At 39.5% G+C, this 23,551-nt stretch carries 19 protein-coding genes and 2 pseudogenes; 14 read left to right on the top strand and 7 right to left on the bottom strand.

Features of this window, described 5'->3' with window-relative positions; translation table 11 throughout:
• Together Aru01_RS18315 and Aru01_RS02270 are read left to right on the top strand one after the other, a co-directional pair.
• Window positions 1-304, top strand: a pseudogene (locus Aru01_RS18315) (aspartate aminotransferase family protein); the annotation flags it as partial.
• A 258-nt stretch (window positions 305-562) separates the two neighbouring features.
• On the top strand, window positions 563-2,086 hold the full coding sequence (locus Aru01_RS02270; RefSeq protein ID WP_016655537.1) for a TerC family protein: 1,524 nt from the start codon (window positions 563-565) through the stop codon (window positions 2,084-2,086).
• 129 nt (window positions 2,087-2,215) lie between these two features.
• On the opposite strand, the gene Aru01_RS02265 is transcribed toward Aru01_RS02270, so the two are convergent.
• Window positions 2,216-2,695 carry a DMT family transporter gene (locus Aru01_RS02265; RefSeq protein ID WP_016655538.1) on the bottom strand — a complete coding sequence of 160 codons (480 nt, stop codon included), beginning with the start codon at window positions 2,693-2,695 and terminating at the stop codon, window positions 2,216-2,218.
• 10 nt (window positions 2,696-2,705) lie between these two features.
• Window positions 2,706-3,131, bottom strand: coding sequence for a DMT family transporter (locus tag Aru01_RS02260; protein WP_016655539.1), 426 nt, complete (start codon window positions 3,129-3,131; stop codon window positions 2,706-2,708).
• Window positions 3,132-3,227: 96 nt separating this feature from the next.
• On the opposite strand from Aru01_RS02260, the gene Aru01_RS02255 reads away from it, so the two are divergent.
• Complete coding sequence (locus tag Aru01_RS02255; RefSeq protein ID WP_016655540.1) at window positions 3,228-4,160, top strand: LysR family transcriptional regulator; 933 nt, start codon at window positions 3,228-3,230, stop codon at window positions 4,158-4,160.
• A 35-nt stretch (window positions 4,161-4,195) separates the two neighbouring features.
• Here the strand turns inward: Aru01_RS02255 and Aru01_RS02250 are convergent, their stop codons facing one another.
• Window positions 4,196-5,134 carry a LysR family transcriptional regulator gene (locus Aru01_RS02250; RefSeq protein ID WP_016655541.1) on the bottom strand — a complete coding sequence of 313 codons (939 nt, stop codon included), beginning with the start codon at window positions 5,132-5,134 and terminating at the stop codon, window positions 4,196-4,198.
• Window positions 5,135-5,225: 91 nt separating this feature from the next.
• Between Aru01_RS02250 and Aru01_RS02245 the strand changes: the two genes are divergently transcribed.
• From Aru01_RS02245 to rapA, 6 genes are all read left to right on the top strand, one after another.
• The gene (locus Aru01_RS02245; RefSeq protein ID WP_016655542.1) at window positions 5,226-6,464 is read left to right on the top strand and encodes an acyl-CoA dehydrogenase family protein; all 1,239 of its coding nucleotides are present in this window, start codon (window positions 5,226-5,228) and stop codon (window positions 6,462-6,464) included.
• Between the two features lie 85 nt (window positions 6,465-6,549).
• Window positions 6,550-7,671, top strand: a complete 1,122-nt coding sequence (locus Aru01_RS02240) for a phosphotransferase family protein (protein ID WP_016655543.1) — start codon at window positions 6,550-6,552, stop codon at window positions 7,669-7,671.
• Window positions 7,668-8,423 (top strand): histidine phosphatase family protein, encoded by a 756-nt coding sequence (locus tag Aru01_RS02235; protein WP_016655544.1) that lies wholly within the window; start codon window positions 7,668-7,670, stop codon window positions 8,421-8,423. The genes Aru01_RS02240 and Aru01_RS02235 overlap by 4 nt, the downstream gene beginning before the upstream one ends.
• Window positions 8,424-8,533: 110 nt before the next feature.
• Window positions 8,534-9,277: an SDR family oxidoreductase gene (locus tag Aru01_RS02230; RefSeq protein ID WP_016655545.1), complete on the top strand. Its 744-nt coding sequence runs from the start codon at window positions 8,534-8,536 to the stop codon at window positions 9,275-9,277.
• A 222-nt stretch (window positions 9,278-9,499) separates the two neighbouring features.
• A complete protein-coding gene (locus Aru01_RS02225; RefSeq protein ID WP_155757950.1) occupies window positions 9,500-10,096 on the top strand; it encodes an RluA family pseudouridine synthase in 597 nt (198 codons plus the stop codon).
• A gap of 156 nt (window positions 10,097-10,252) precedes the next feature.
• Window positions 10,253-13,090, top strand: coding sequence for an RNA polymerase-associated protein RapA (gene rapA / locus Aru01_RS02220; protein ID WP_040331092.1), 2,838 nt, complete (start codon window positions 10,253-10,255; stop codon window positions 13,088-13,090).
• Between the two features lie 91 nt (window positions 13,091-13,181).
• Here the strand turns inward: rapA and Aru01_RS02215 are convergent, their stop codons facing one another.
• Window positions 13,182-14,201, bottom strand: a complete 1,020-nt coding sequence (locus tag Aru01_RS02215) for an AI-2E family transporter (RefSeq protein ID WP_016655548.1) — start codon at window positions 14,199-14,201, stop codon at window positions 13,182-13,184.
• Between the two features lie 163 nt (window positions 14,202-14,364).
• Window positions 14,365-15,006, bottom strand: a complete 642-nt coding sequence (gene fabR, locus Aru01_RS02210) for an HTH-type transcriptional repressor FabR (protein ID WP_228128735.1) — start codon at window positions 15,004-15,006, stop codon at window positions 14,365-14,367.
• A gap of 192 nt (window positions 15,007-15,198) precedes the next feature.
• Here fabR and Aru01_RS02205 point away from each other — a divergent pair, with 192 nt between their 5' ends.
• The gene (locus Aru01_RS02205; protein WP_016655550.1) at window positions 15,199-16,260 is read left to right on the top strand and encodes a ferredoxin reductase; all 1,062 of its coding nucleotides are present in this window, start codon (window positions 15,199-15,201) and stop codon (window positions 16,258-16,260) included.
• Window positions 16,261-16,272: 12 nt separating this feature from the next.
• The gene (locus tag Aru01_RS02200) at window positions 16,273-17,367 is read left to right on the top strand and encodes a fatty acid desaturase family protein (protein WP_016655551.1); all 1,095 of its coding nucleotides are present in this window, start codon (window positions 16,273-16,275) and stop codon (window positions 17,365-17,367) included.
• 72 nt (window positions 17,368-17,439) lie between these two features.
• Here Aru01_RS02200 and Aru01_RS02195 read toward each other — a convergent pair whose 3' ends face one another.
• Window positions 17,440-18,147: an SIMPL domain-containing protein gene (locus Aru01_RS02195; protein WP_016655552.1), complete on the bottom strand. Its 708-nt coding sequence runs from the start codon at window positions 18,145-18,147 to the stop codon at window positions 17,440-17,442.
• Window positions 18,148-18,632: 485 nt separating this feature from the next.
• Here Aru01_RS02195 and Aru01_RS02190 point away from each other — a divergent pair, with 485 nt between their 5' ends.
• The 3 genes and pseudogenes from Aru01_RS02190 (at window position 18,633) to Aru01_RS02180 (ending at window position 22,852) form a co-directional block, all read left to right on the top strand.
• The gene (locus tag Aru01_RS02190) at window positions 18,633-20,006 is read left to right on the top strand and encodes a diaminobutyrate--2-oxoglutarate transaminase (protein ID WP_016655553.1); all 1,374 of its coding nucleotides are present in this window, start codon (window positions 18,633-18,635) and stop codon (window positions 20,004-20,006) included.
• Window position 20,007: 1 nt separating this feature from the next.
• Window positions 20,008-21,540: a pyridoxal phosphate-dependent decarboxylase family protein gene (locus Aru01_RS02185; protein WP_016655554.1), complete on the top strand. Its 1,533-nt coding sequence runs from the start codon at window positions 20,008-20,010 to the stop codon at window positions 21,538-21,540.
• 236 nt (window positions 21,541-21,776) lie between these two features.
• A pseudogene (locus Aru01_RS02180) lies at window positions 21,777-22,852 on the top strand (RNA-guided endonuclease InsQ/TnpB family protein).
• Window positions 22,853-22,930: 78 nt separating this feature from the next.
• On the opposite strand, the gene Aru01_RS02175 reads toward Aru01_RS02180, so the two are convergent.
• Window positions 22,931-23,419: an Lrp/AsnC family transcriptional regulator gene (locus Aru01_RS02175; RefSeq protein ID WP_016655556.1), complete on the bottom strand. Its 489-nt coding sequence runs from the start codon at window positions 23,417-23,419 to the stop codon at window positions 22,931-22,933.
• Between the last annotated feature and the right edge of the window lie 132 nt (window positions 23,420-23,551).

Here is a 23,551-nt window from a genome sequence, read left to right as displayed (position 1 = left end):
TTTGATGAGTGGTTTACAAAAGGCTGCGGACGAAGTTGGTTTGGCTGTAAAAACTGAACAAGCGGGTGGTTTATTCGGTTTGTACTTTACCGATCAAACTGAGATCAGTAGTTTTGACCATATCTTGAAATGTAATGTTGATCAATTCCGTCAGTTCTTCCATGGTATGTTACAACGCGGAATAAACTTTGCACCTTCCGCTTTTGAGGCTGGTTTTATCTCAATTGCACACAGTGATGAAGATATTGATTTTACGATTCAAGCTGCTCAGGAAGTTTTTGCTGAAATCAAGGCTCAAGCTTAAATTCTATATTTGAATTAAATAGCTTGCCTCTAGTATAGAAAGATGAAAACCGACTTTAACTAAGGTCGGTTTTTTTTATATGACAAGATCGGAAATTATTACTAAAAATAACTAAAAAAATATTAAGCAATACAGAGAGTTTTATGCATAATAAATTTATCTTTAGTTGAATGGTGTTATTCATTAAATGGACCCCTCGTCTGTTAAAAAATTAAAATATTGTATTTTTTTTACTCGCACATCTAGGAGTAAAAAATAATGGAGTTTCTACTAGATCCAAGCATTTGGATTGCTTTACTTACCCTAATCGTACTAGAAATAGTTTTAGGTATAGATAATCTAGTTTTTATTGCCATCTTGGCAGATAAATTACCACCAGAGCAGCGTGATAAAGCGCGTGTGATTGGTCTTTCCCTCGCATTAATTATGCGCTTGGGCTTATTATTTGCTATTTCTTGGTTAGTCACATTGACTAAGCCTTTGATTACTCTTTTTGATTGGACATTCTCTGGGCGTGATTTAATTTTGCTCTTGGGTGGTTTATTCCTCTTATATAAATCCGTCAGTGAGTTGCACGAACGAATAGAAGGTGTACCTGAAGTAAAGGTCACCAGTAATGCAGCATATGCTGGTTTTAGTGCCGTTGTTTTACAGATTGTCATATTGGATGCAGTTTTCTCTTTAGATTCCGTGATCACTGCAATTGGTATGGTAGACAATATCTATGTAATGATGGTGGCTATGGTTGTGGCTATGGCAATGATGTTATTGGCTTCAAAACCATTAACTGAGTTCGTTAATCGTCATCCGACAGTGGTTATTTTGTGTTTAAGTTTCCTATTATTAATCGGAGTAAGCTTAATCGCAGAAGGTTTTGGTTTCCATATTCCTAAGGGGTATATCTACTCAGGTATTGGTGTTGCGATCTTGATTGAAGCATTTAACCAATTTACACACCGCAATGCGACGAAACATGCTGCAAAAATTCCAATTCGTCACCGTACGGCTGCATCTATATTTAAACTTATGGGTGGCAATGTAGAAACAGTGAGCGACTTTGCGCAACATCAGGAGGCACAACAAACCTTTGCTGATGAAGAACGTTATATGATTGGTGGGGTATTAACTTTAGCTGAGCGATCTGTTGCGACAATTATGACGCCACGTAATCAGATCTCATGGGTAGATATTCAAGATAGTCCAGCTGAAATTCGTGAACAGATTTTATCTGTGCCGCATAGCTTATTCCCAGTATGTCGCGGGAGTTTAGATAAGGTATTAGCGGTAGTTCGTGCTAAAGAATTGTTGGCAGTATTAGACAACGAACAACAGTTACACGATTTAATTAAACAGCAGCGTCCAATTTATATATTCGAAAAAATGAAAGTTATCGATGCGATTAATACCTTGCGTAATTCTAAAGGTTCATTGGTATTGGTGACTGATGAATTTAGTATGATTCAAGGTTTGATTACGCCGCTTGATGTATTTGAAGCAATTGCTGGTGAATTCCCAGATGCAGATGAACAACTTGATTTAGAAAAAATTGACGAAAAAACTTGGAAAGCATCAGGCATGCTTGATCTGTATCAACTCGAATTAGCTCTTGGGTTAGATGTTGTGACTGAGGATACTGACTATACAAGTGTATCAGGGTTGATTTTGGATAAATGTCAGGGGATAGTCAGTGTTGGATCACGTTTAAGCTATCAAGGAATTGACTTTGAGGTGACTGAACTTGAAGGCACTCGAATTACCACGGTGATGATCCATGTACTTTAAGACCGATGATTTGATCAGTTCATGGGTTGAATTTATTTAAACTGATCTTAAGTTCATTGTGTTGGCCCTGCAAAGTTTAGAGATGATCTAGAATTTTGCGGGGCTTTTTACTTCAGCTGACTAAGATTTTTAATTTGCTGAGGTAGGATTTTTTGATTCTACACCAGTAGCTTGGCTACTCTTATAAATACAGAGCAAAGCCAAAATTAAACACATGCTGGCCACAGCATGACGCCATGAAAATTCGATGACGGTATTGTTAAGCCAACCCTGTTGATCAATCATTAAACTCATCACTAATTGTCCAAAAATAACAGCAACTGTAGCTGTTGCCACACCGACACGTTGTACAGCAAAGGCCATAATCAGGATATAAGGTACACCAAGAAAGGCACCTATTAATTGCCATTTGGGCACAGTCATTAAATTTTCAGTATGAATCGGTTCTAAAAAGATAACCAATAATGTGGTTATTAATGCACCTAATGCAAAAGTTAGAAATGCGGTGCGCAATACGCCTACCGACTGACTTAAGCGAGCATTGATCGCTGCTTGTATACTCAGTAATGCACCAGCACACACAGCTAAGAACAACATTAATATCACCATGCTGATACTCCTAAATTAAACTCATTGCACAGACAATCAGGATTAAAGCCATCATACGAAAACGATCTATAGGGCGTTTTTGTACTGCAAACCAAGCAAAGTGATCAATCAATATACTTTGTGCAATCTGACCAGCCAGTACACCAAGCATGGTTAAGGCGACCCCAATGACAGGCGTAGCTAGCGTAAGTACAACTACATAGATAGGTCCAAGTACGCCACCAAGTAACTCCCATGCAGGGCGAGTACTGTAAGAAACCACTTGACGAGGTGCGAAAAACAACATGAGTAAGCAAGTTAATATTGCGCCAATACCAAAGATGCTGAGTGTCGCCCAAAGATCACCAACACGTTGACCGAGTGGGCCTAAAATTCCTGCTTCGACAGACAGCCCCATGCCTGCAAGCACAATTAGACTGATAATAATAATTTGCATGATCAGATTTCATTGGAAATAATTGCGCAGTATAGCGTTGTGCCTGATCAAGAAAACCGACTAATATGCAAATAGACTTTTGCGGATATTGCACAAATGGAACAGTTAAAGAACATCAATGGTTATGCTTTAATGATTTTTAGCTTAGTCTATGAGCATAAAAGTTTTTCTATTGTTGCAAGGCTGCAGCATGTTGCACCTTCAACCATTTCTAGGGTGATTTCACAGTTAGAACAGAGTCTTAACTGTCAATTGTTTCATCGCAATACACGTGCTGTGATTGCTACTGAACATGCTGAGATGTTGATAGATTACGCTCGTAATATTAGCCAAAATTTAACAGATATTTTTGATCAAATCGGTGAGCAGCGCTGTGAAATTCAAGGTCGAGTACGGCTTAATGCACCTGTATTATTTGGTCAATTACATATTGTACCTTGGCTTGCTGAGCTCAATGCACGTTTTCCTAAATTGGTATTTGAGCTGATCCTTACAGATGAGTTTATTGACCCTTTTAAATCTTCAACAGATATTATCTTTGGGATGAATCATCTACCTGATTCAAATTTCCATGCAAGAGTATTTCATCAAGTTCAATATTATTTATTGGCTAGCCCTCAATATTTAAAACAACACGCTACGATAAACAGTCCTGTCGATTTAATTGATCATCAATGTTTGGTCTATCAAGGTGTGTATGGCCCAAATAAATGGTATTTCAAGACCAATGAACAATTAACAGCTACGGCCATATCAGCAACGTTGACTTCAAATAATGCTGCAGCTCTAACAACTGCTGCAAAGCAGGGCATGGGTTTGGTTTTGTTTCCAGATTGGTTGGTTTATGAAGAGATCCAAGCAGGGACATTGATCCCATTGTTAAGTGAATATCAAGGCACTATTTATACAGAACCTCAATTTATTTCGGTGATTTATCCACATACGAAAAAAATGCCCACTAAAGTTCGCACAGTCATCGATTTTTTTATTGAGAAATTTGGTTGTCCTGCTTACTGGCAGTGCGATTGATTCAGAGCACTACGAATCAGGTAGTTACTGCATTGTTAAATGACTTCAGCAAATAGTGCCATTATCTGATGCTTTAAATAATGGATTCTCGGATTGTCATTGAGATCTTTTAACCAAAATAAATCAAGATTCATGGTTGGAAAATCAAAGGGTGCAGGAAAGACATTCACAGTATCTGCGACTTGCAAGTGCATGAGTACATGTCTTGGGATGGTTAATACGGCGTTGGATTGCTGAGCAAGTATTTGTAGTGCTGTTGAGTAATGTTGGCATCTTAAAAAAATCTGTCTTGGGAGTTGCTCGCGTTTTAAATAGATATCTTCGATTAATACACCACTACGTCGTGATGAAACCCCAATATGTTGCAGTTTTAAATAAAGATCTTTATCCATTGTTGTTTGTTGGCTACACACAACAAATTGGTCTTGAACCAGCGTTTGCGTCATGATTTTATCACCGAGGTTTTGTTCAACATCAATAAAAAAATCAATCTGTTGAGCACTGAGATCTGCAAGTACATTTTTACGATTGAGTTTAATACTCACGAACTGTACTTGGCTATTCAGTTGCTTAAAGTGTTGAACAATTTTAGGGAAGACGATGGGTTCAACTTCATCATGTACGGCGATTTTAAGGTTATGTAACATATCCGCAGCAAATTGCATTTGAGGACGGCTAATGGCTTGAATTTGTAATAGTGCATGTTGAATGCTGGGGTAGACCTGTTCTGAAAATGCTGTAGGCCGCATTTTATGACCACTACGAACAAACAGTTCATCTTTTAAATGGTTCCTCAATCGTTGTAGAGCATGACTTGCAGCTGATTGACTAATACACAGTATATGCGCCGCTTTAGAGATACTTTGTTGTTCAAAAATCGCGATAAAGAGCGGATATAAATTAATATCGATACCATGAAATTGGCTTAAATCTAGGATGTCTAAGGCAGTATTTTGATTATGAATGTTGTGCATAGTTGTGTATGGGATTAAATCATTTAATTCATAATATATTTTAGGTTATGTTGATGTACAGCACTTCATCTGACTTTAGGGATATTGCAGTATGTTTGAATTATCTGCACGCGCACAAGACTTCATTCAGCGTAGCCAAGCCTTTATAGAACAAGAAATAGAACCGATTGAGGCCGAATTTTGGCAGCAAGTTCGAGAGCTTAATGTAGGTGGTGATTGGACCACTTGGCAGTGGCCTGCGCAATTAGAAGTTTTAAAAACCAAAGCTAAGACCGCCGGACTTTGGAATATGTTTTTACCTGATTCCGAATTGGGAGCGGGTTTAACTGTACAAGAGTATGCACATATTGCTGAAATCTCAGGGCGTAGTTTAATTGCACCCACGGTCTTTAACTGTAACGCACCTGATAGTGGCAATATGGAAGTCCTGTGGCGCTATGGTTCAGAGCAACAAAAACAACAATGGTTACAGCCTTTACTGGATGGAAAAATTCGCTCCGTATTTTGTATGACTGAACCCGCAGTTGCATCAAGTGATGCCACCAATATGCAAGCAACAGCGATAGTCGAAGGCAATGAAATTATACTCAATGGTCGTAAATGGTGGTCATCGGGTTTAGGTGATCCAAATGCGAAAATCGCGATTTTTATGGCTCATACACCCGATGCAAGTAAAGATCGCCATCATCAACATTCTATGGTTTTGGTTGCTTTAGATAGTCCAGGAGTGACGATTGAAAGAATGTTACCAGTATTTGGTGACTATGATGCTCCTCACGGTCATGGTGAAGTGAACTTTGAAAATGTGCGTGTACCACTAGAAAATTTTATTGGTGGTGCAGGGCAAGGGTTTGAAATTGCTCAAGGTCGTTTAGGACCAGGACGAATTCACCACTGTATGCGATGTATTGGTGCTGCTGAAAAAGCATTAGAGCTAATGATCGATCGGGGTATGCAGCGCCGTGCTTTTGGTACTGAAATTTTAAAACTCGGTGGTAACTTAGAACGTGTGGCAGAAGCCCGTGTTGCTATAGATCAAGCACGACTGTTGACCTTATATGCGGCCAATAAAATGGACCGTTTGGGCAATATGGCTGCTTTAACTGAGATTTCTGCAATCAAAGTCGTTGCACCGAGTGTGTTGCAAAAAGTGGTAGATATGGCAATTCAGATCTTTGGTGGAGCTGGTGTTTCTCATGACAGCATGCTGACTGGATTTTTTGCTCAAGCACGTTCATTGCGTTTAGCAGATGGTCCTGATGAAGTACATAAGGCGATGATTGCTAAACTTGAATTAAAAAAACGTGGCTATAGTAGCCGAACAAAATAAAACAGGTGCAGTTTCGTGGTGTTGAAGTATTTATTTTATTCATGATGCATCACGTGATAGATCAATAGCTTTAAGGATAATAAAGATGTCAGTGATTGATGTGGGCGGGCAAGTTAAAGCAGGTGAAGCACTCGATATTCAAGCAGTGGAACACTGGTTAAAGTCCCAAGGTGTAACCTTAATTGGTGATGTGGAGCTGACCCAATATTCTGGTGGTGCGTCGAATTGGACATATCGTTTGAAATATCAGAATCAGGATTTGATTTTGCGTCGTCCACCACAAGGGACTAAAGCTAAATCAGCACACGATATGCAGCGTGAATATGAAGTGCAAAATAATCTTGCGGCATATTATCCAGTATTACCAAAGATGGTGGCGCTGTGTCAGGATCAAAGTGTGATTGGTTGCGACTTCTATGTGATGCAGCGCATAGAAGGGGTGATTCCACGGGCTAATTTACCAGCAGAATTGACCTTAACTGAGGACGATATCCAGCATTTGTGCATCAATGTTATTGATAAACTCATTGAATTACATCAAGTGCCTTATCAGTCAACAGCATTGGCTCAGTTGGGTAAAGGAGAAGGGTATTGTCGTCGTCAAGTCGAAGGCTGGGACCAACGTTATGCTAAGGCATATACTGAAAATGTGCCTTCATTTAAGTATATACGTGAGTGGTTACTACAAAACATTCCAGAAGATTCAACCAGCTGCGTGATTCATAATGACTGGCGTTTTGACAATGTTATTTTAGATCCCAATGAGCCGACAAAGGTTATTGGTGTACTAGACTGGGAAATGGCAACCATAGGTGATCCATTAATGGATTTGGGTGCTGCTTTAGCGTATTGGGTTGAAGCAACGGATAGTCCATTATTTAAGGCAACACGTCGTCAACCCACTCATTTAAAAGGCATGCTGACCCGAAAACAAGTTGTTGATTATTATTTAGAGAAGACGGGTTTAAAACCTGAAAACTGGGTGTTTTATGAAGTGTTTGGGGTATTTCGTCTAGCTGTTATTGCACAGCAGATTTACTATCGCTATTACCACAAACAAACTCAAAATCCAGCATTTAAAGATTTCTGGATTGTGATTCATGCTTTGCATATTCGGGCATTGCAGTTGTTGGCGACTCAGCAGCCAATAGCACAGCAGTTGATCGAACAGTATCAGCCTCAACTTGAGGAAATCTTAGCAAAATGACCACGATCTATTTGATTCGTCATGCTCAGGCAAGTTTCGGGCAGGCCAATTATGATCAGCTCTCTACAACTGGGCAATTACAAGCCAAAGTACTTGGGCATTATTTGGGCCATATACTTAAACAGCAGCCTTATGTTGTTACAGGGACAATGCAGCGTCACCGTGATACAGCTCACTTGGCATTGCAACAATGTTTTACTGAAACAAGTGTGCAAAGTCATAGCGGTTGGAATGAGTTTGATCATACTGAAATTTTGAAACAGTATGCGGCTGCATGTGGACAAACTCAGCAACTTAAGCTTGCTGTTGCACAGGCCCAAACCGATAAAAAACAATTCATGCAATTGTTTAAATCGGCTGTCTTACACTGGATGTCTGCAACAAATGATCTTCATTACACTGAATCATGGTCTGCTTTTCAGCAGCGAGTCCAATGTGCTCTAGATGATTTGTTGATCAGTATTCAACAGCATCAAGCCAAGGAAGTTATCGTTTTTAGCTCAGGTGGTGTGATTGCTACCTTACTTGGGCAGATATTAGCGTTAAATCAATCGAAAATTTTTCAGCTCAACAGCACTTTGGCCAATGTCAGTATTAGTAGCGTACATTTGCCATCTCATTCACTTGCATTGAGCAATGCCAATCTATTGAGTGTAAACGAGCATCATTATTTAAAGGCAGCGAATTGCTTTAGTTTAGCGTTGCCACCTGAACTGAACACCGCAGCAAATACGTTATTGACTTGGGTATAGCTGATCGAGTTGATTGCATAGATCAACCGAAGTCAGGATTGAAATAATCTGCAAGGTGATGAGTAGATCATCCTTGTGATTTAAAGCAAAGCATTTTGAAGGAAAGCATGATGACAAAAACAATTTTAATTACAGGTGCAAGTTCTGGACTCGGTGCAGGCATGGCACGAGAGTTTGCTCGTCTAGGGTATAATTTGGCAATTTGTGCACGACGTCTAGAGCGCCTAGATCAACTCAAGCAACAGTTAGAAAGCGAGTTTTCGGTCAAAGTTACCACTCAGGTATTAGACGTGACAGACTATGATCAAGTATTCGCAGTATTCAAAGCTTTTCAACAACAGTGCGGTACTATCGATCGTATTATTGTCAATGCTGGAATTGGAGAAGGTCGCCGTATTGGTAAAGGACATTTTGAGATTAACCGAGCAACTGCTGAAACCAATTTTATTTCAGCATTGGCACAATGTGAGGCTGCTGTTGAGATTTTTCGTGCGCAAAATCATGGCCATTTAGTTATGATTTCCTCAATGAGTGCAATGCGTGGTTTACCAAAGCATCTGTCCACTTATGCTGCGAGTAAAGCTGCTGTTGCCCACTTGGCTGAAGGTATTCGCGCAGATCTATTGAATACACCGATTAAAGTTTCAACCATCTTCCCAGGTTATATTCGGACTGAACTTAATGAGGGCGCGAAAAAGCTGCCCTTTGAGATAGATGAAAAAACTGGAGCACGTTTACTGGTTAAAGCGATAGAAAAAGAGCCTGTTAAAGCTTATGTACCACAATGGCCATGGCAACCTTTGGGACTTGCAATGAAGATTTTACCGCTCAGTATTGTCAACAAATTAGGTTAGACATCAAATCAACAGTCCTTAAGGGCTGTTGATTTTATTTAAAGATTGAGTGAAGTGCCTAGCCTATGGTGCTTTCACTAATTACAAGTATAAAGTTAAAAATTTTCCATTGTATTTTAGTCTCAAGCTTTTTATTATTGCTCGCCCAAAGTCTACGTTACTTGGAATCGAGTTTTGAATAATTTTCTAACAGATCACCTCATTCATCGTGATGATGCATTTATGCTGATTCATAAACCTGCTGGTCTGTTGACTGTGCCTGGAAAAACCCCAGATTTACAAGATTGTTTGATCAATCGATTACTTGAACTAGAACCACGCACATTATTGATTCATCGTTTGGATCGAGATACGTCAGGTCTTTTGGTTTTTGCTTTAAATAAAGACGCGCAAAAAAATATTTCTCGTCAATTTCAAGAGCGTCAAACCGATAAGACTTATCAAGCATTAGTCGCAGGTCGACTAGAGGGTGAGGGGACTGTAGATATACCTGTGGTATATGATCCAACTCGCCCACCGTTACATCAGGTTGATCCCAATGAGAAAAAGCCTGCACTAACACATTGGAAAGTACAACAGCATGAACAGATCGATGGTCATGACGTGACACGAGTCATATTGACACCGATTACTGGTCGTTCACACCAACTGCGTGTGCATATGCAATATCTAGGGCATCCTATTGTTGGGGATACTTTATATGCAACAACTGAGCAACAACAACTCATGCCAAGATTGTGTTTACATGCACAACAATTGAGTTTTTATCATCCTATTACAGGACAAAGGCTTCAATACTTATGTGAAGTCCCATTTTAAGTTAAAAAAGTCTAAACACTCATCGAATATACTGACTATTGTATGTGCTTTATGTCAAAATACATCGTTGCAAGACACTTAGATTGCTCATTTTTGGCTGGATCAATAGATTTCGCAAGTTGGGTTGTTTGATTGTCCTTATTTAAAGAATTAAAGGTGGAAAAATTGCATCAATTTGCTATTGGTCAACGTTGGTTATCAGACACGGAAACAGAGCTCGGCTTGGGTGTACTTATTGATGTTGACGAGCGGTCGATCAGTATCTTATTTCCTAAAAGTGATGAGACACGAGTCTATGCGCGAAACACAGCGCCATTGTCACGTATTGTGTTCAATATCAATGATGAAGTACACGATCAAGAAGGTAATGCTTGGTTAGTCGAATCTCTAGACGATGTTAGAGGTGTGATTCGCTATAACGTTGTTCGCACCAATGAAAACGGTGAAAAAATCCAAAAAGCGTTAAATGAAACGCGTATTGGTGCACAGATTCAATTGTCAAAGCCTTTAGAGCGTATTTTGGCAAGCCAAATTGATTATAAAGAATGGTATGACTTACGTATTGAAGCGTTGCAAATGCAAGCCAATATGCAAAGCAGCCCTTTACGTGGTTTGATTGGTTCACGTGTTGGACTCATTCCACACCAACTATATATCGCACATGAAGTGGGTAAGCGGTTTGCGCCACGTGTCTTACTTGCCGATGAGGTGGGATTAGGTAAAACCATTGAAGCGGGTTTGATTATCCATCAACAGCTTAAAACAGGTCGTGCTGAACGTATTTTGGTATTAGTACCAGATTCATTACAGTATCAATGGATGATTGAAATGCGTCGTCGTTTCAATTTGAAGTTTTCTATCTTTGATTTGACCCGTACGGCTTCGATCAAAGAACATGATCCTGAGCTAAATCCTTTCTTAACTGAACAATGCATTATTGCTAGTGTCGATTTGATGATCGATCATGATGACTTACGTGAACAAGCTGTTGAAGCTGGATTCGATGTCCTCGTGGTAGATGAAGCACACCATTTGATGTGGAGTGAAGAAGAAGGCGCAAATGATCGTTATGATTTAGTTGAAGAATTAGCTGAAAGCATTCCGGGTGTACTGTTATTGACTGCAACCCCAGAACAACTTGGTGTTGAAAGTCATTTTGCACGTTTACGTTTACTTGACCCACAACGTTTTAGTAGCCTAGAAGTCTTCTTGGATGAAGAACAACAGTATCAACATACAGCCAAAATTGCTGAAGTGTTGATGTCTGATGCAGCATTACAAGACGAGCATTTAGCAACGATTGAGCAACTCTTAGGTCATGCGATTCAAGATGAGCCAGAACAACGTTATCGCGCTATTCATGAGCTACTCGATCGTCATGGTACTGGACGTATTTTATTCCGTAATACTCGTGAAGCGATTCAGGGTTTCCCTGGGCGTGATTGCCAGCCAGTTGCGTTAGTTGCACCAGAACAATGGTCAATGGACGGTAAATTACGTGAACAAATGTGGCCTGAGGAAGCACAACTTGACGGTACATGGATGGAATACGATCCACGTGTTACATGGTTGATGGAAGCTTTACGTAAGGATCTGAAACATAAAAAAGTATTGTTGATTGCACGTAGTGGTCCAGTGGTTGAAGCATTGGAAAATGCGCTGCGTCTACATGCGGGTATACGTACAGCGATGTTCCATGAGGGCATGAGCTTATTGGAGCGTGACCAAGCAGCGGCTTACTTTGCAGAAGATTCTTATGGTGCACAGATCTTACTTTGTTCTGAAATTGGTTCAGAAGGACGTAATTTCCAATTTGCTTCAGATCTAATTTTATTTGACTTACCTGCTAACCCTGATGTGCTTGAACAACGTATTGGTCGTTTAGACCGTATTGGTCAAGAAAATCGTATTCAGATTCATGTGCCTTATTTGATCGGTACTGCGCAGGAGCGTATGTTCCGTTGGTATAACGAAGCACTGAATATTTTTGGGAATATTTCACCTACAGCACAAACTCTACAAGAAAACTTTATTGTTGAACTTAAAGACTGCTTATTGGCAGATTTAGGTCAACAGTTTGAAGATTTGTTAGAAGCAGTAAGTGTTCAACGTGAAGCCTTAGAAACTGAGTTACAAGAAGGCCGAGATCGTTTGCTTGAGTACAACTCTTGTCGACCTGTCGTGGCTGACAAGATTGTGACAGCGCTCGAAGACTACGATGACAATAGTCATTTACCTATGTTTATGAAGCGTTTTATGGCTTCAACCAATATTGATTTTGATGAGCAAAGTAACGGTACGGTGATTATTAAACCGACCGATCAGATGCAAGTTCAAGGTTTGGATATTGATGAAGAAGGCATGACGGTTACTTTCTATCGTGATCAAGCTTTAATTCGTGAAGATGCACAGTATTTAACCTTGGAACATCCGTTTACTGAAAGTGTGGTTGAGATGATCCAAACTCAATCATTTGGTAGTACTAACGTTGCTTTGTTAAAAACCAATGCGTTGAAACCAGGAACGATCTTACTTGAAGTGTGGTTTAAGGTTGATGTCGTTGCTCCAAAGGCATTGAACTTACCTGAAAGCCTACCTAAGCAGTTGATTCGTGTATTGCTTAGCGAAAATGGCCAAGATCTTTCTTTGAAAATTGATCCTGAAATCATTAAACCTTATTTACATCATCTAGATGGCAATAGCGGTCGTCAAGTGGTGAAAGCGCGCCGTGAAGTGATTGAACAACGTTATGCACAATCACTTGAAATTGCTCGTGGTTCTTTACCAGAAATGAAGCAGCAAGCGAAAACGTTCTTTGCGAAGAAATGGCAATATGAGATTGATCGTTTAACTTATTTAAAACAGTTCAATCCAAGTATTCGTCAAGATGAGATTCAAGGTCTTGAGAAGTTGCAAAAAGAAGGTCTTGAGTTACTTGATGGTTTGGCAGTTACACCAGAAGCCATTCGTGTGATCGTGGTCGTTAAGCCTTAAGCTGCTTAACTCATCACGGATATAAAAATGCCTGACTTGTTATATACAATGTCAGGCATTTTTTGGGCTTTTACTGACGTCAATAACAAGTTTAGATCAGCTTCGCCTCTTTCAGTTCTAATTTGATATATGCATAAAACACAGGCGCTGCAATTAAACCGGTGAAGCCAAAGATAGATTCACAAATTAGCATTGCAAGCAGGACTTCCCATGATTTTGCATGAATTTTACCACCAATAATTTTGGCATTAATAAAGTATTCAAGCTTGTGAATAAAAATCAGGTAACCCAAAGACATCGCAGCAACTGCCATAGAAATGGTCAATCCTGAAAGGGTGATTAAGGTATTGGTAATCAAGTTACCGATAATAGGAATCAGACCAAAGATAAACGTTAAAATGGTCAAGGTCTTAGCAAAGGGTAGGTGGACATCAAAGATCGGTAAGAACGCGTGAACATACAGCATAAATAACAAGGTATTAATTGCTGAGATCTTAACTTGAGCAAAGACTACGTTCTTAAAAGATGTTGATAGGTTACGTATACGTTGGATTAGGGCATGCTTAAATACTGGTTGATCATGCGCGTGATGTAAGCGATTAAGAGAGACTAAAATACCGACCACCATACCAATAATCATGGTAGCAAAACTATGCATTAGCTCTGTACCTGTATGTTTTAGTGTGGTGATATTCTCTTTCATCAGATTGAAAAAAGTATCTTTAATTTCAGTTAAGGTATAAGGAATAAAACTTGGAATATACTGCACAATTTCTTGTTGTAGACCTTGTAATGCAATATCCATTTTTTGCCCAATAACTTCACGATTAGGACCTTGTAAATCATGAATCACAAAACTCATCAAGCTACTGATGGCTAAACCCAGAAAAGTCACCACCACTATACTTAAAATAATGCTAATACTCAGTCGCGCACGTTGCCCATCAATATATTTTTCTAAGTATGTACCTAAACTATCGATTATTTCATAGATCACAAAACCTGCAAAAAAGCAGGCCAGTAAATGCATGGGTATAAGTAAGATCAAAAATATAGCCATGAGGAGGTAACTGGCAAAGATACTGTATTGATCGATACGAGAAATAGACATTTTGATCCCAATGGGCTGAGGTTAAAGCGTGAGCAAAAAATTGTTATGGTGCCTACTATACATGTTTATGTACGAGATTCGCCATATGTGTTTGAAATCAAAAAAAGCCAATTTGTAAATTTACACATTGGCTTTTAAAGTGGTGCAAATAAATATCTTATTTTTACTGAATTTTCGATTGATCGATATGGCGAGCGCCTTCTAAGATCATACGAATCATAATCATGGTCTGCTCAGCAACTTCTTTACGTGTTTGTTTTGGCATATCAATCACTTTGGCACCCATATTGAAGACCAATTGTGTGATGGCCTTAGCCACAATATCAGGATGAGAAAGATGACTGTTATTGAGCTTTTCTAAGCGAATAAGGTCTTCATTGAGTTCTTGTTCAAAGTAGATGAGTTGTCGTTCAACAGCTTGTTTATATGATGTTGAGCCTGTATAGCCCTCACGGAGCAATAAGCTAAGATTACCTTCATCTTTATCTAGTTGTTGGATAAAGACTTCAACTGAACTTCGAATAATACTGTTTTGTTTACTCGCCTGAATACGTGCTTGCTGTAAAATACGACGTAATACGATACCTGAACGATCAATCAGTTCAATAGCAAGTTCATCAATATCACGAAAGTGACGATAAAAGCTATTTGGTGCAATACCTGCTTCGCGTGCCACTTCTCTTAAACTCAGTGAGGAGATACTTTTTTGTGGACCAATCAGATTGAGCGCAGCTTGGAATAACTCATCTTTGGTGATCGTCGCTTTACGCCCCACAGGACGAGTAACAGCCTTCTCTTGAAGCATTTCAGCATCAAGTTTCGTTACAGGAACAGTGAGTTGCGCGGATTTAGGGTTCATAAAAGAATGCAATTTAAACGACTTCGCTATTATAGCCATGGAAGTAGGGCTTGTGAAACGAATAGATACAAAACACTTGTATATACGAATATATATACAAGTGTATAGTAAACTAAATTTTGCTTCGGACCCTCGGTTATGCAAACCTCGATAAGTCAAATAAAATCTAAAATGCCAGTACTAAACAGTGTGTTAGATACGGATATGGCAAACTTTTGGTTGCAGCGTTTTAATGCAATCTGGTCTGTAGACCAAGCGCTAGGTCGTGTTGTGGCAATTGATCAAAGCGTTGCTTCAATGAGTAGTTTAAAAATTAAAGTCAATCGTCACTTTCAATTTGGTCAAGCTGGACAACACCATCCTGTTATTGTTGAGATCGCAGGATCTCGCTATGAGCGAAGCTACAGTTTGACCCAGATAGATGCGCAGCACGTATTACTCAGTGTCAAAAAAGTGACTGAAGGTATTGTCAGTAGCTATTTAAATGAAAAAATTGAAGTTGGTGATGTGCTTGAGTTTGGTCAGCCATACGGTGATATGTGCTTAACCAATCAGTGTAAAGAATTGCTTTTATTTGCAGCAGGTAGTGGTATTACACCGATGTACAGTCTGATTACCCAGTGGCTTATTGATGGGGCATCATATCCAGTACAGTTGTTTTATTGGGTAAAAAAACATGAAGACGCTGCGTTTAAGAGTTATCTAGAACAATTACAACAGCAGCATGCCAACTTTAAAGTTCATCTTTTTTATACCCAAGAACCGCAGGCTGATTCTCGTTTAAATGAATCACACCTACAAGGGTTAAGTTCACTTGAACAAAGTCATGTTTATGCTTGTGGCCCAGCTGCTTTTGTTGCTCAAGCAGAGCAATTACTTGCATCTGCTGAAGTATTTAAGAGCGAGGCATTTAGTTTAAATCTTGAACCTTCTGAAACAACAGGTACGGTTCAGGTGACTTTAAGCAAGTCTAATACGACTGTGACCATTCCCAAAGGGCAATCGATCTTAGTCGGTTTAGAACAACAAAATTTAAAACCCACACATGGGTGCCGCATGGGCATTTGTAATAAATGCGTATGTCAAAAAGTTCAAGGATCGAGTCGAAATTTGGTCAATGGAAGTACCAATCATGAACCACGTAATGCACTGAAAATTTGCGTGAATACTGCTGAAACTGACCTTGTAATCGATCTATAAGCGAGCCAATTTATGAATATGCCAGTGAAATTGCAATACTTTAAGAACCCGAAAAACCGTGAGTTAACCCAGTCTGAACTTGACCAATTGGCAGCAGAGTTAGATGCGATTCGCCAAGAGGTATTAGATGATATTGGTGAAAAAGATGCTAAATATATCAAACGTGTCTATGCATCGATTCGTTATAGCAGTATTTTAGGTCGTGCTTGCCTCTTTGCAGGTTGGTTCCCTCCTGCATGGTTGTTGGGTACAGGATTACTCGGTTTTGCCAAGATCATGGAAAACATGGAACTTGGACATAACGTAATGCACGGTCAATATGACTGGATGAATGATCCTCGTTTTAATGGCAGTGATTACGAATGGGATACCGTGGGGACTTCGGATAACTGGCGCCAGACGCATAATTTCAAACATCACACCTATACCAACATTAAGGGTATGGATGATGATATTGGCTATGGTTTACTTCGTTTATTTCCAGAACAACGCTGGAAACCTGGTTATCTCTTACAACCAATTTATAGTATTCCGTTTTGCTTGTTATTTCAGTGGGGCGTAGCGATACAAAACCTAGAAATTGGTAAGTTACTGATTGGTAAAAAAACTAAAAAACAACTTTATCAAGATTGGAAGCCAGTTCAGAAAAAAGCAGCAACGCAAATGTTTAGGGATTATGTGTTTTTTCCACTCATTGCAGGCCCTGCGGCAGCACCCGTATTTTTGGGCAATTTAGCGGCAAATGGTATTCGTAATGTTTGGACATTTAGTATCATTTTCTGTGGTCACTTTACCAAGGATGTTGAAGTCTTTCCAAAATCAGTGATGCAGGAAGAGAGTCGTGGTCATTGGTATATGCGTCAGATTCGCGGTTCTTCGAATTTAACAGGCTCTGAAGCATTCCATATTTTGACAGGTCACTTAAGCCACCAAATTGAGCATCATTTATTTCCTGATATTCCTGCACGTCGCTATCGTCAAATGGCACCGAAGGTCGAAGCAGTATGTAAGAAATTTGGTTTAAACTACAACAATGCCAGCTTGTTTAAACAATATGGACAAGTATTAGGTCGTATTGCGAAATACGCTTTTCCATTTAAAAAGTAAGAACGATTTTTCTTTATTGATAAAAAAACCAAGCATATTGAGCTTGGTTTTTTTCTATTTTAAAAATGAAGCTTATTTAAATTGGATACTACCATTCGCACTGACAGTGATTTTACTTTCACCTGCTTCAACATTTTGCTGTGCAATACTGTCAGATTCGCTAAATTTTCCAGCTGCTGCGCGCATCATCATTGGTTGAGGGTAGTTACTATTACGTGTATTGATATTGAGATTAACTAAGTTATATCCTGCTTTATTCCATGCTTGGCTTAAAGTTTGTGCACGTTGTTGGAAATTCTTAGAAGCTTCAACCATTAACTCGCTTTCAACTTTATTACGCTGTACATCTGAAACAGTAAAGTTAATTGATTCTGTTTGGAAGTTCTGTTGTAGCTCACTAATAAGTTGGCTGGTTGCTTTAAAATCGGTACTTTCTAGACGAATATTGGCACGAGAACGCCATTCTTTGAGTTTACGGTTGTCATTATCATAAATTGGATAGGTGTTTTGACTATCTGTTTTGATTTTAACTTGAGGATACTTTTTCGCAAGCTGAGTTGCTTGGTTCATGAGTTGATTAATTTCATTCGCTAATACAGCAGGTTGTTTATTACTTTTCTCTATAAATAATACTGCGAGCATTTCGTCATTGACCACGTCACGTGTCGCTTCGGCTTGAACCGAAACAATATTGTAGTTGATGTCATTGGTGCTGTTGGCATGACTGATACTACTGAATGTACCAGCAACAAGTAAACTAGATAAGATGAGCTGACGCATACAATTCCCCAAGAAATGAGTGAGTGGTTTGATGGATTTAATGTTAATTACATGGTTTAACGGATATTAAGCGCTGAAAAATGATATGCTGTGAAAGTATTGTGGTAAGTTTGTAGACAAATGATATAAATTTGAAAACTTCCCTCAATATTTAATAAGTATATCAACTGCTTATCTTATACATTTGTGATGTAGGCAGAGTAAAGAAAAAACTTATTGAGTTACGAAAGTTACTGTGTTTTTCTTTGCCTTGTCACATAGTATGATGATAATTCAAAATTAACTGAAGTTAGTGTTTTTTCCAATCGTCTAATGCGTGATATCAACAGTCTAGCTGTTTCTTTTTTGGGAAAAAGCTGTATTATCGCGCTCCTAGTTTGGATTATCTAAAAACATCACTAAACTAGTTAAAAAAGCACCGAGTCAAAGGACCACAAGTCACCCGACTTATTTCTATCAACCCATATCAGAGATGGTAATTCGATATGAGCGTTACTTCTGTAAATCCTGCCACCAATAACACTAACGAATATTATTTGACTCGCCAAAGTCAAATGGAATCAAATGTTCGTAGTTATCCACGTAAATTACCGTTAGCGATAGCGAAAGCACATGGTTGCTGGGTTACCGATGTTGAGGGTACAACGTACCTCGATTGTTTAGCTGGGGCGGGAACATTGGCATTAGGCCATAATCATCCCGCGGTCATTCAAAGTATTCAAGACACAATCGCAAGCGGTTTGCCTTTGCATACTCTGGATTTAACAACACCTTTGAAAGATGCCTTTACTGAGGCGTTATTATCTTATTTACCGGGCGGTCAAGCAGAATACTGCTTACAGTTCTGTGGTCCATCTGGCGCTGATGCGACAGAGGCTGCAATTAAACTTGCTAAAACCTATACAGGTCGTGGTACCGTAATCAGTTTCTCTGGTGGTTATCACGGCATGACGCATGGCTCTTTAGCAATGACAGGTAATTTGAGTGCTAAAAATGCTGTCAATAACCTGATGCCAGGTGTGCAATTTATGCCTTATCCTCACGAATACCGTTGCCCATTGGGCCTTGGTGGTGAAGCAGGTGTTGATGCATTAACTTATTATTTCGAACAATTTATTGAAGACGTTGAAAGCGGTGTAACCAAACCTGCTGCCGTGATTCTTGAAGCTATTCAAGGTGAAGGTGGTGTAGTTACTGCACCGACGAAGTGGTTGAAAAAAATTCGTGAAGTGACTGAAAAACATAATATTATGTTGATCTTGGACGAAGTCCAAGCAGGCTTTGCACGTTCAGGCAAAATGTTTGCTTTTGAACACGCAGGAATTGAACCTGATGTTGTGGTGATGTCTAAAGCAGTAGGGGGGAGTTTACCACTTGCTGTTCTAGGTATTAAACGTAAATTTGATGCATGGCAACCTGCTGGCCACACGGGAACTTTCCGTGGTAACCAATTGGCTATGGGAACTGGACTTGCGACTTTGCAAACCATCAAAGCCGAAGGTTTAGCGCAAAATGCTCAGGAACGTGGTGATTTTCTACAAGCGGAGTTGAAGAAACTTGCAGTTGAATTCCCATGTATTGGTCATGTTCGTGGTCGAGGTTTGATGATCGGCGTTGAAATCGTTGATGAGCGTCAAGCTGCAAACCATATTGGCGCTTATCCTGCTGATTCTCAACTTGCTGCTGCAATTCAAACAGCTTGTTTTGATAACAAACTACTCTTAGAAAAAGGTGGTCGTAACGGTACTGTAATTCGTTTACTTTGCCCATTGATTATCAATCAAGAAGAGTGTGTTGAAGTAATTGCTCGTTTTAAACAAGCATTAGCACAAGCACTTGTTGCAGTTCGAGGCGCGTAATATGGTGGATTTTGCTCAACATCGTCAGGCTTTATTATGCAACGATGCTCAATCTATTGCAGATTATGAGCAAGCGATGACTGCAGCGGTTAAATCCGTTGCAGACTGGTTGCAAAATGACAAAATGTATACTGGCGGTAGTATTAAGCAATTACGTGAAGTTATTGCATTTCAACCGAGTAAACAGGGGATCGGGATTCAACAGTCGCTTGAGCGTATGGTTGAACTCTTTCTCAATAAAAGCCTAAAAGTACATCATCCTCATTCTTTAGCGCATTTGCACTGCCCAACAATGGTTGCCAGTCAAATTGCTGAGGTTTTGATTAATGCTACGAACCAATCTATGGACTCTTGGGATCAAAGCCCAGCGGGTTCATTGATGGAAGTACAATTGATTGACTGGCTTCGTCAAAAAGTTGGCTATGGTTCGGGACAAGCTGGAGTATTCACTTCTGGTGGTACACAGTCTAACTTGATGGGTGTCTTGTTGGCACGTGACGCTTGTATCGCTAAGCATTGGCAAGATGAAGATGGTCAAGCTTGGTCAGCACAGCGTTTAGGTATTCCTGCTGAAGCTTTGCAAAAAGTTAAAGTGATTTGTTCTGAAAATGCACATTTTTCAGTACAAAAGAATATGGCCATGATGGGGATGGGTTTCCAATCTGTTGTGACTGTACCCACAAATGAATTTGCACAAATGGATGTGGACGCCTTGGAAAAAACCATGGCGCATCTACAGGCTGAAGGCAAAATCGTGGCATGTGTCGTCGCAACAGCGGGTACGACCGATGCTGGTGCAATCGATCCATTACAGCGTATTCGTAAAATCACGGATCAGTATGGTGCTTGGATGCATATTGATGCTGCTTGGGGCGGTGCGTTGATTTTATCAAACAATTACCGTTCGATGCTGGCTGGACTTGAGTTGTCTGACTCTGTCACTTTAGATTTCCATAAACACTATTTCCAAAGCATTTCTTGTGGTGCATTCTTGTTAAAAGATGAAGCAAATTACCGCTTTATGCACTATGAGGCGGAGTATTTAAACTCTGCTTATGATGAAGAACATGGTGTACCAAACTTGGTCTCTAAGTCTTTACAAACAACGCGTCGTTTTGATGCATTGAAATTGTGGATGACAGTGGAAGCCCTCGGTGAAGAGCTTTATGGTTCAATGATTGACCATGGTGTAGATTTAACACGTGATGTTGCAGATTACATCAAGGCGAGCAATGGTTTAGAGTTGTTGGTTGAACCTCAATTTGCCTCAGTACTGTTCCGTGTTGTGCCTGAAGGTTATCCTGTTGAGTTACTCGATACACTGAACCAAAACGTTGCAGATGAGTTATTTGCGCGTGGTGAAGCCAATATTGGTGTAACTAAGGTTGGACAAGTGCAGTCATTGAAAATGACGACCTTAAGTCCAGTTGCAACATTAGATAACGTGAAAGCTTTGCTTGATTTAGTTCTTACAGAAGCTGAACGTATTAAAGGTCCAATTGAACAAGGTAACTATACGCCTGCAATTGCTTGATAAATGTATGTTCCGTACTGAAGTAAACTAAAAGTTTATTTCATTGAAAACTGGGCTAAAGATTTAGCCCAGTTTTTTTATTGCTTAAATAATTTATCCAATGGAGCGTAAAACCTTACCGTTCAGGGTGAGGATATAAGCGACTGGCGCAAGCCATACGATATATTTTGTCGCTCAGTGTAGCATATACCATAAGTCATAAGGCTTTTAGCCTATTAAACTGCTATAGTTTAGACATGAAAACACTCAAGTTACGTATTAAAGACAAACATTGCAAGATGCTAGATCAACTCGCATCAGAGGTTAATTTTGTCTGGAACTATGTGAATGATTTGTGCTTCAAACATCTTAAACGTACAGGGCATTTTTTTAGCGCCTACGATGTTAATGAATATACTTCGGGTACATCAAAATTCTGTAATTTGCATAGCCAAACTATTCAAGCAATTACAGAAGAATTGGTTACACGTAGAAAGCAATTTAAAAAAGCCAAACTTAAATGGCGTGTGAGTAACAAGAAATCGGCTAGACGTTCACTTGGTTGGATACCATTTAAAAAAGTTGCTGTGAAATATGCCGATGGCTATGTTCAATATGGCAAGTGTCAATTCAAAGTATGGGATAGCTATGGGCTATCAAAATATACTGTAAAGACTGGCTCATTCGTTGAGGATAGCCGTGGTCGTTGGTATGTTTGCCTTGTTGTGGACTCGCCAGAGCAAGAACAGTCCAAGGCAAAGCAATCTATAGGTATTGATCTCGGCTTAAAAGATGTGGCGACTTGTTCCGATGGTACGGTCATTTCTAATCCTAAATTCTATCGAAAATATGAACAGCAACTAGGAATTGCTCAACGAGCAAGGAATAAAAAGCGTGTACGTGCATTACACGCCAAGATTGCAAACTGTCGAAAAGATTACTTGCATAAAGCAAGCACGATGCTTGTTAAGAATAATGCACTGATTGTCGTTGGTAATTTAAGTGCTGCCCAACTGGTAAAAACAAAAATGGCCAAGTCTGTTTTGGATACTGGTTTTTCGGCACTCAAAACAATGCTCAAGTATAAATGCGAGAACGCAGGAGTATTGTTTGAAGAAGTCAATGAATCCTATACCACCCAAACTTGTTCGTACTGTAAGATCATATCAAGCAGTAGTCCGAAAGGTAGATTAGGTCTTGGAATAAGAGCATGGCAGTGCATCTTGCGCAGCAGTGCTGCTCAGGTACATTCCATGATCGGGATATAAATTCCGCACTAAACATACTTGCGCTCGGACATGAGCGTCTCGTAGGAGGAATCACCCCCGTTTAGGGGGGGGTGAGGATGTCAACGTTCATAGCGCGATATTGATTTTAACTTCTTAAATTCAATATCTTGAAATACATAATGTTAAATGATTGTTGTGTGATGGTGATGGTTTTTGAGCTTAGCCACAAAGTAGTTCTGTTCTTTAATCTTTTTAAGCACAATATAAGACTTTACATGGCCTATAAAATGATAAGAAAGCAGTTGTTCGGTCACAAACTGCGAGAGTTGTTCAAGATTTTCTGCCACAACTTTTAAAATAAAGTCTGCATCACCGCTAATTGAAAAAGCATCTTGAATATGATCTTCAGTTTCAATGAGATCTTGAAACGCTTGCTGTGACTTGGCTTCATGTGTGCGTAAATTAATATGGATCATGGCAGTCACCTCCAAACCAAGGGCTTGTTGGTGAATGCGTGCAGCATATCCTAAGATCACACCTTTTTGTTCTAACACCTGTCGTCTTCTCGAACACTGTGAGGCAGATAGACCAATTAAATCTCCAACTTCTTGATTGGTCAGTCGTCCATTCTTTTGTAATGCCTGAATGATTTGCCAGTCGAACTTATCCATTGCATCAAATCCTTTTATGATACACAAATCTTGTAATTTTATTGAAATGCGTTTCCATTATGCACGAAATTGAGTTCGCAGATGAAATATTATTTTTCTATACACACTAAATGGCTTTAAAGGAAATAGAGC

Origin of the sequence: Acinetobacter rudis, from assembly GCF_000829675.1 — a bacterium.
Taxonomy (GTDB): Bacteria; Pseudomonadota; Gammaproteobacteria; order Pseudomonadales; family Moraxellaceae; genus Acinetobacter; species Acinetobacter rudis.
Note: the sequence above shows the minus strand (reverse complement) of the source record. Positions and strands in the feature narration are given on the sequence as shown.

What these genes read in the sequence shown, in the direction of transcription:
- Aru01_RS02270 (WP_016655537.1), top strand. Translation starts at nt 563, where the DNA reads ATGGAGTTTCTACTAGATCCAAGCATTTGGATTGCTTTACTTACCCTA.
- Aru01_RS02265 (WP_016655538.1), bottom strand. Translation starts at nt 2,695, where the DNA reads ATGGTGATATTAATGTTGTTCTTAGCTGTGTGTGCTGGTGCATTACTG.
- Aru01_RS02260 (WP_016655539.1), bottom strand. Translation starts at nt 3,131, where the DNA reads ATGCAAATTATTATTATCAGTCTAATTGTGCTTGCAGGCATGGGGCTG.
- Aru01_RS02255 (WP_016655540.1), top strand. Translation starts at nt 3,228, where the DNA reads ATGGAACAGTTAAAGAACATCAATGGTTATGCTTTAATGATTTTTAGC.
- Aru01_RS02250 (WP_016655541.1), bottom strand. Translation starts at nt 5,134, where the DNA reads ATGCACAACATTCATAATCAAAATACTGCCTTAGACATCCTAGATTTA.
- Aru01_RS02245 (WP_016655542.1), top strand. Translation starts at nt 5,226, where the DNA reads ATGTTTGAATTATCTGCACGCGCACAAGACTTCATTCAGCGTAGCCAA.
- Aru01_RS02240 (WP_016655543.1), top strand. Translation starts at nt 6,550, where the DNA reads ATGTCAGTGATTGATGTGGGCGGGCAAGTTAAAGCAGGTGAAGCACTC.
- Aru01_RS02235 (WP_016655544.1), top strand. Translation starts at nt 7,668, where the DNA reads ATGACCACGATCTATTTGATTCGTCATGCTCAGGCAAGTTTCGGGCAG.
- Aru01_RS02230 (WP_016655545.1), top strand. Translation starts at nt 8,534, where the DNA reads ATGACAAAAACAATTTTAATTACAGGTGCAAGTTCTGGACTCGGTGCA.
- Aru01_RS02225 (WP_155757950.1), top strand. Translation starts at nt 9,500, where the DNA reads ATGCTGATTCATAAACCTGCTGGTCTGTTGACTGTGCCTGGAAAAACC.
- Aru01_RS02215 (WP_016655548.1), bottom strand. Translation starts at nt 14,201, where the DNA reads ATGTCTATTTCTCGTATCGATCAATACAGTATCTTTGCCAGTTACCTC.
- fabR (WP_228128735.1), bottom strand. Translation starts at nt 15,006, where the DNA reads ATGCTTCAAGAGAAGGCTGTTACTCGTCCTGTGGGGCGTAAAGCGACG.
- Aru01_RS02205 (WP_016655550.1), top strand. Translation starts at nt 15,199, where the DNA reads ATGCAAACCTCGATAAGTCAAATAAAATCTAAAATGCCAGTACTAAAC.
- Aru01_RS02200 (WP_016655551.1), top strand. Translation starts at nt 16,273, where the DNA reads ATGAATATGCCAGTGAAATTGCAATACTTTAAGAACCCGAAAAACCGT.
- Aru01_RS02195 (WP_016655552.1), bottom strand. Translation starts at nt 18,147, where the DNA reads ATGCGTCAGCTCATCTTATCTAGTTTACTTGTTGCTGGTACATTCAGT.
- Aru01_RS02190 (WP_016655553.1), top strand. Translation starts at nt 18,633, where the DNA reads ATGAGCGTTACTTCTGTAAATCCTGCCACCAATAACACTAACGAATAT.
- Aru01_RS02185 (WP_016655554.1), top strand. Translation starts at nt 20,008, where the DNA reads ATGGTGGATTTTGCTCAACATCGTCAGGCTTTATTATGCAACGATGCT.
- Aru01_RS02175 (WP_016655556.1), bottom strand. Translation starts at nt 23,419, where the DNA reads ATGGATAAGTTCGACTGGCAAATCATTCAGGCATTACAAAAGAATGGA.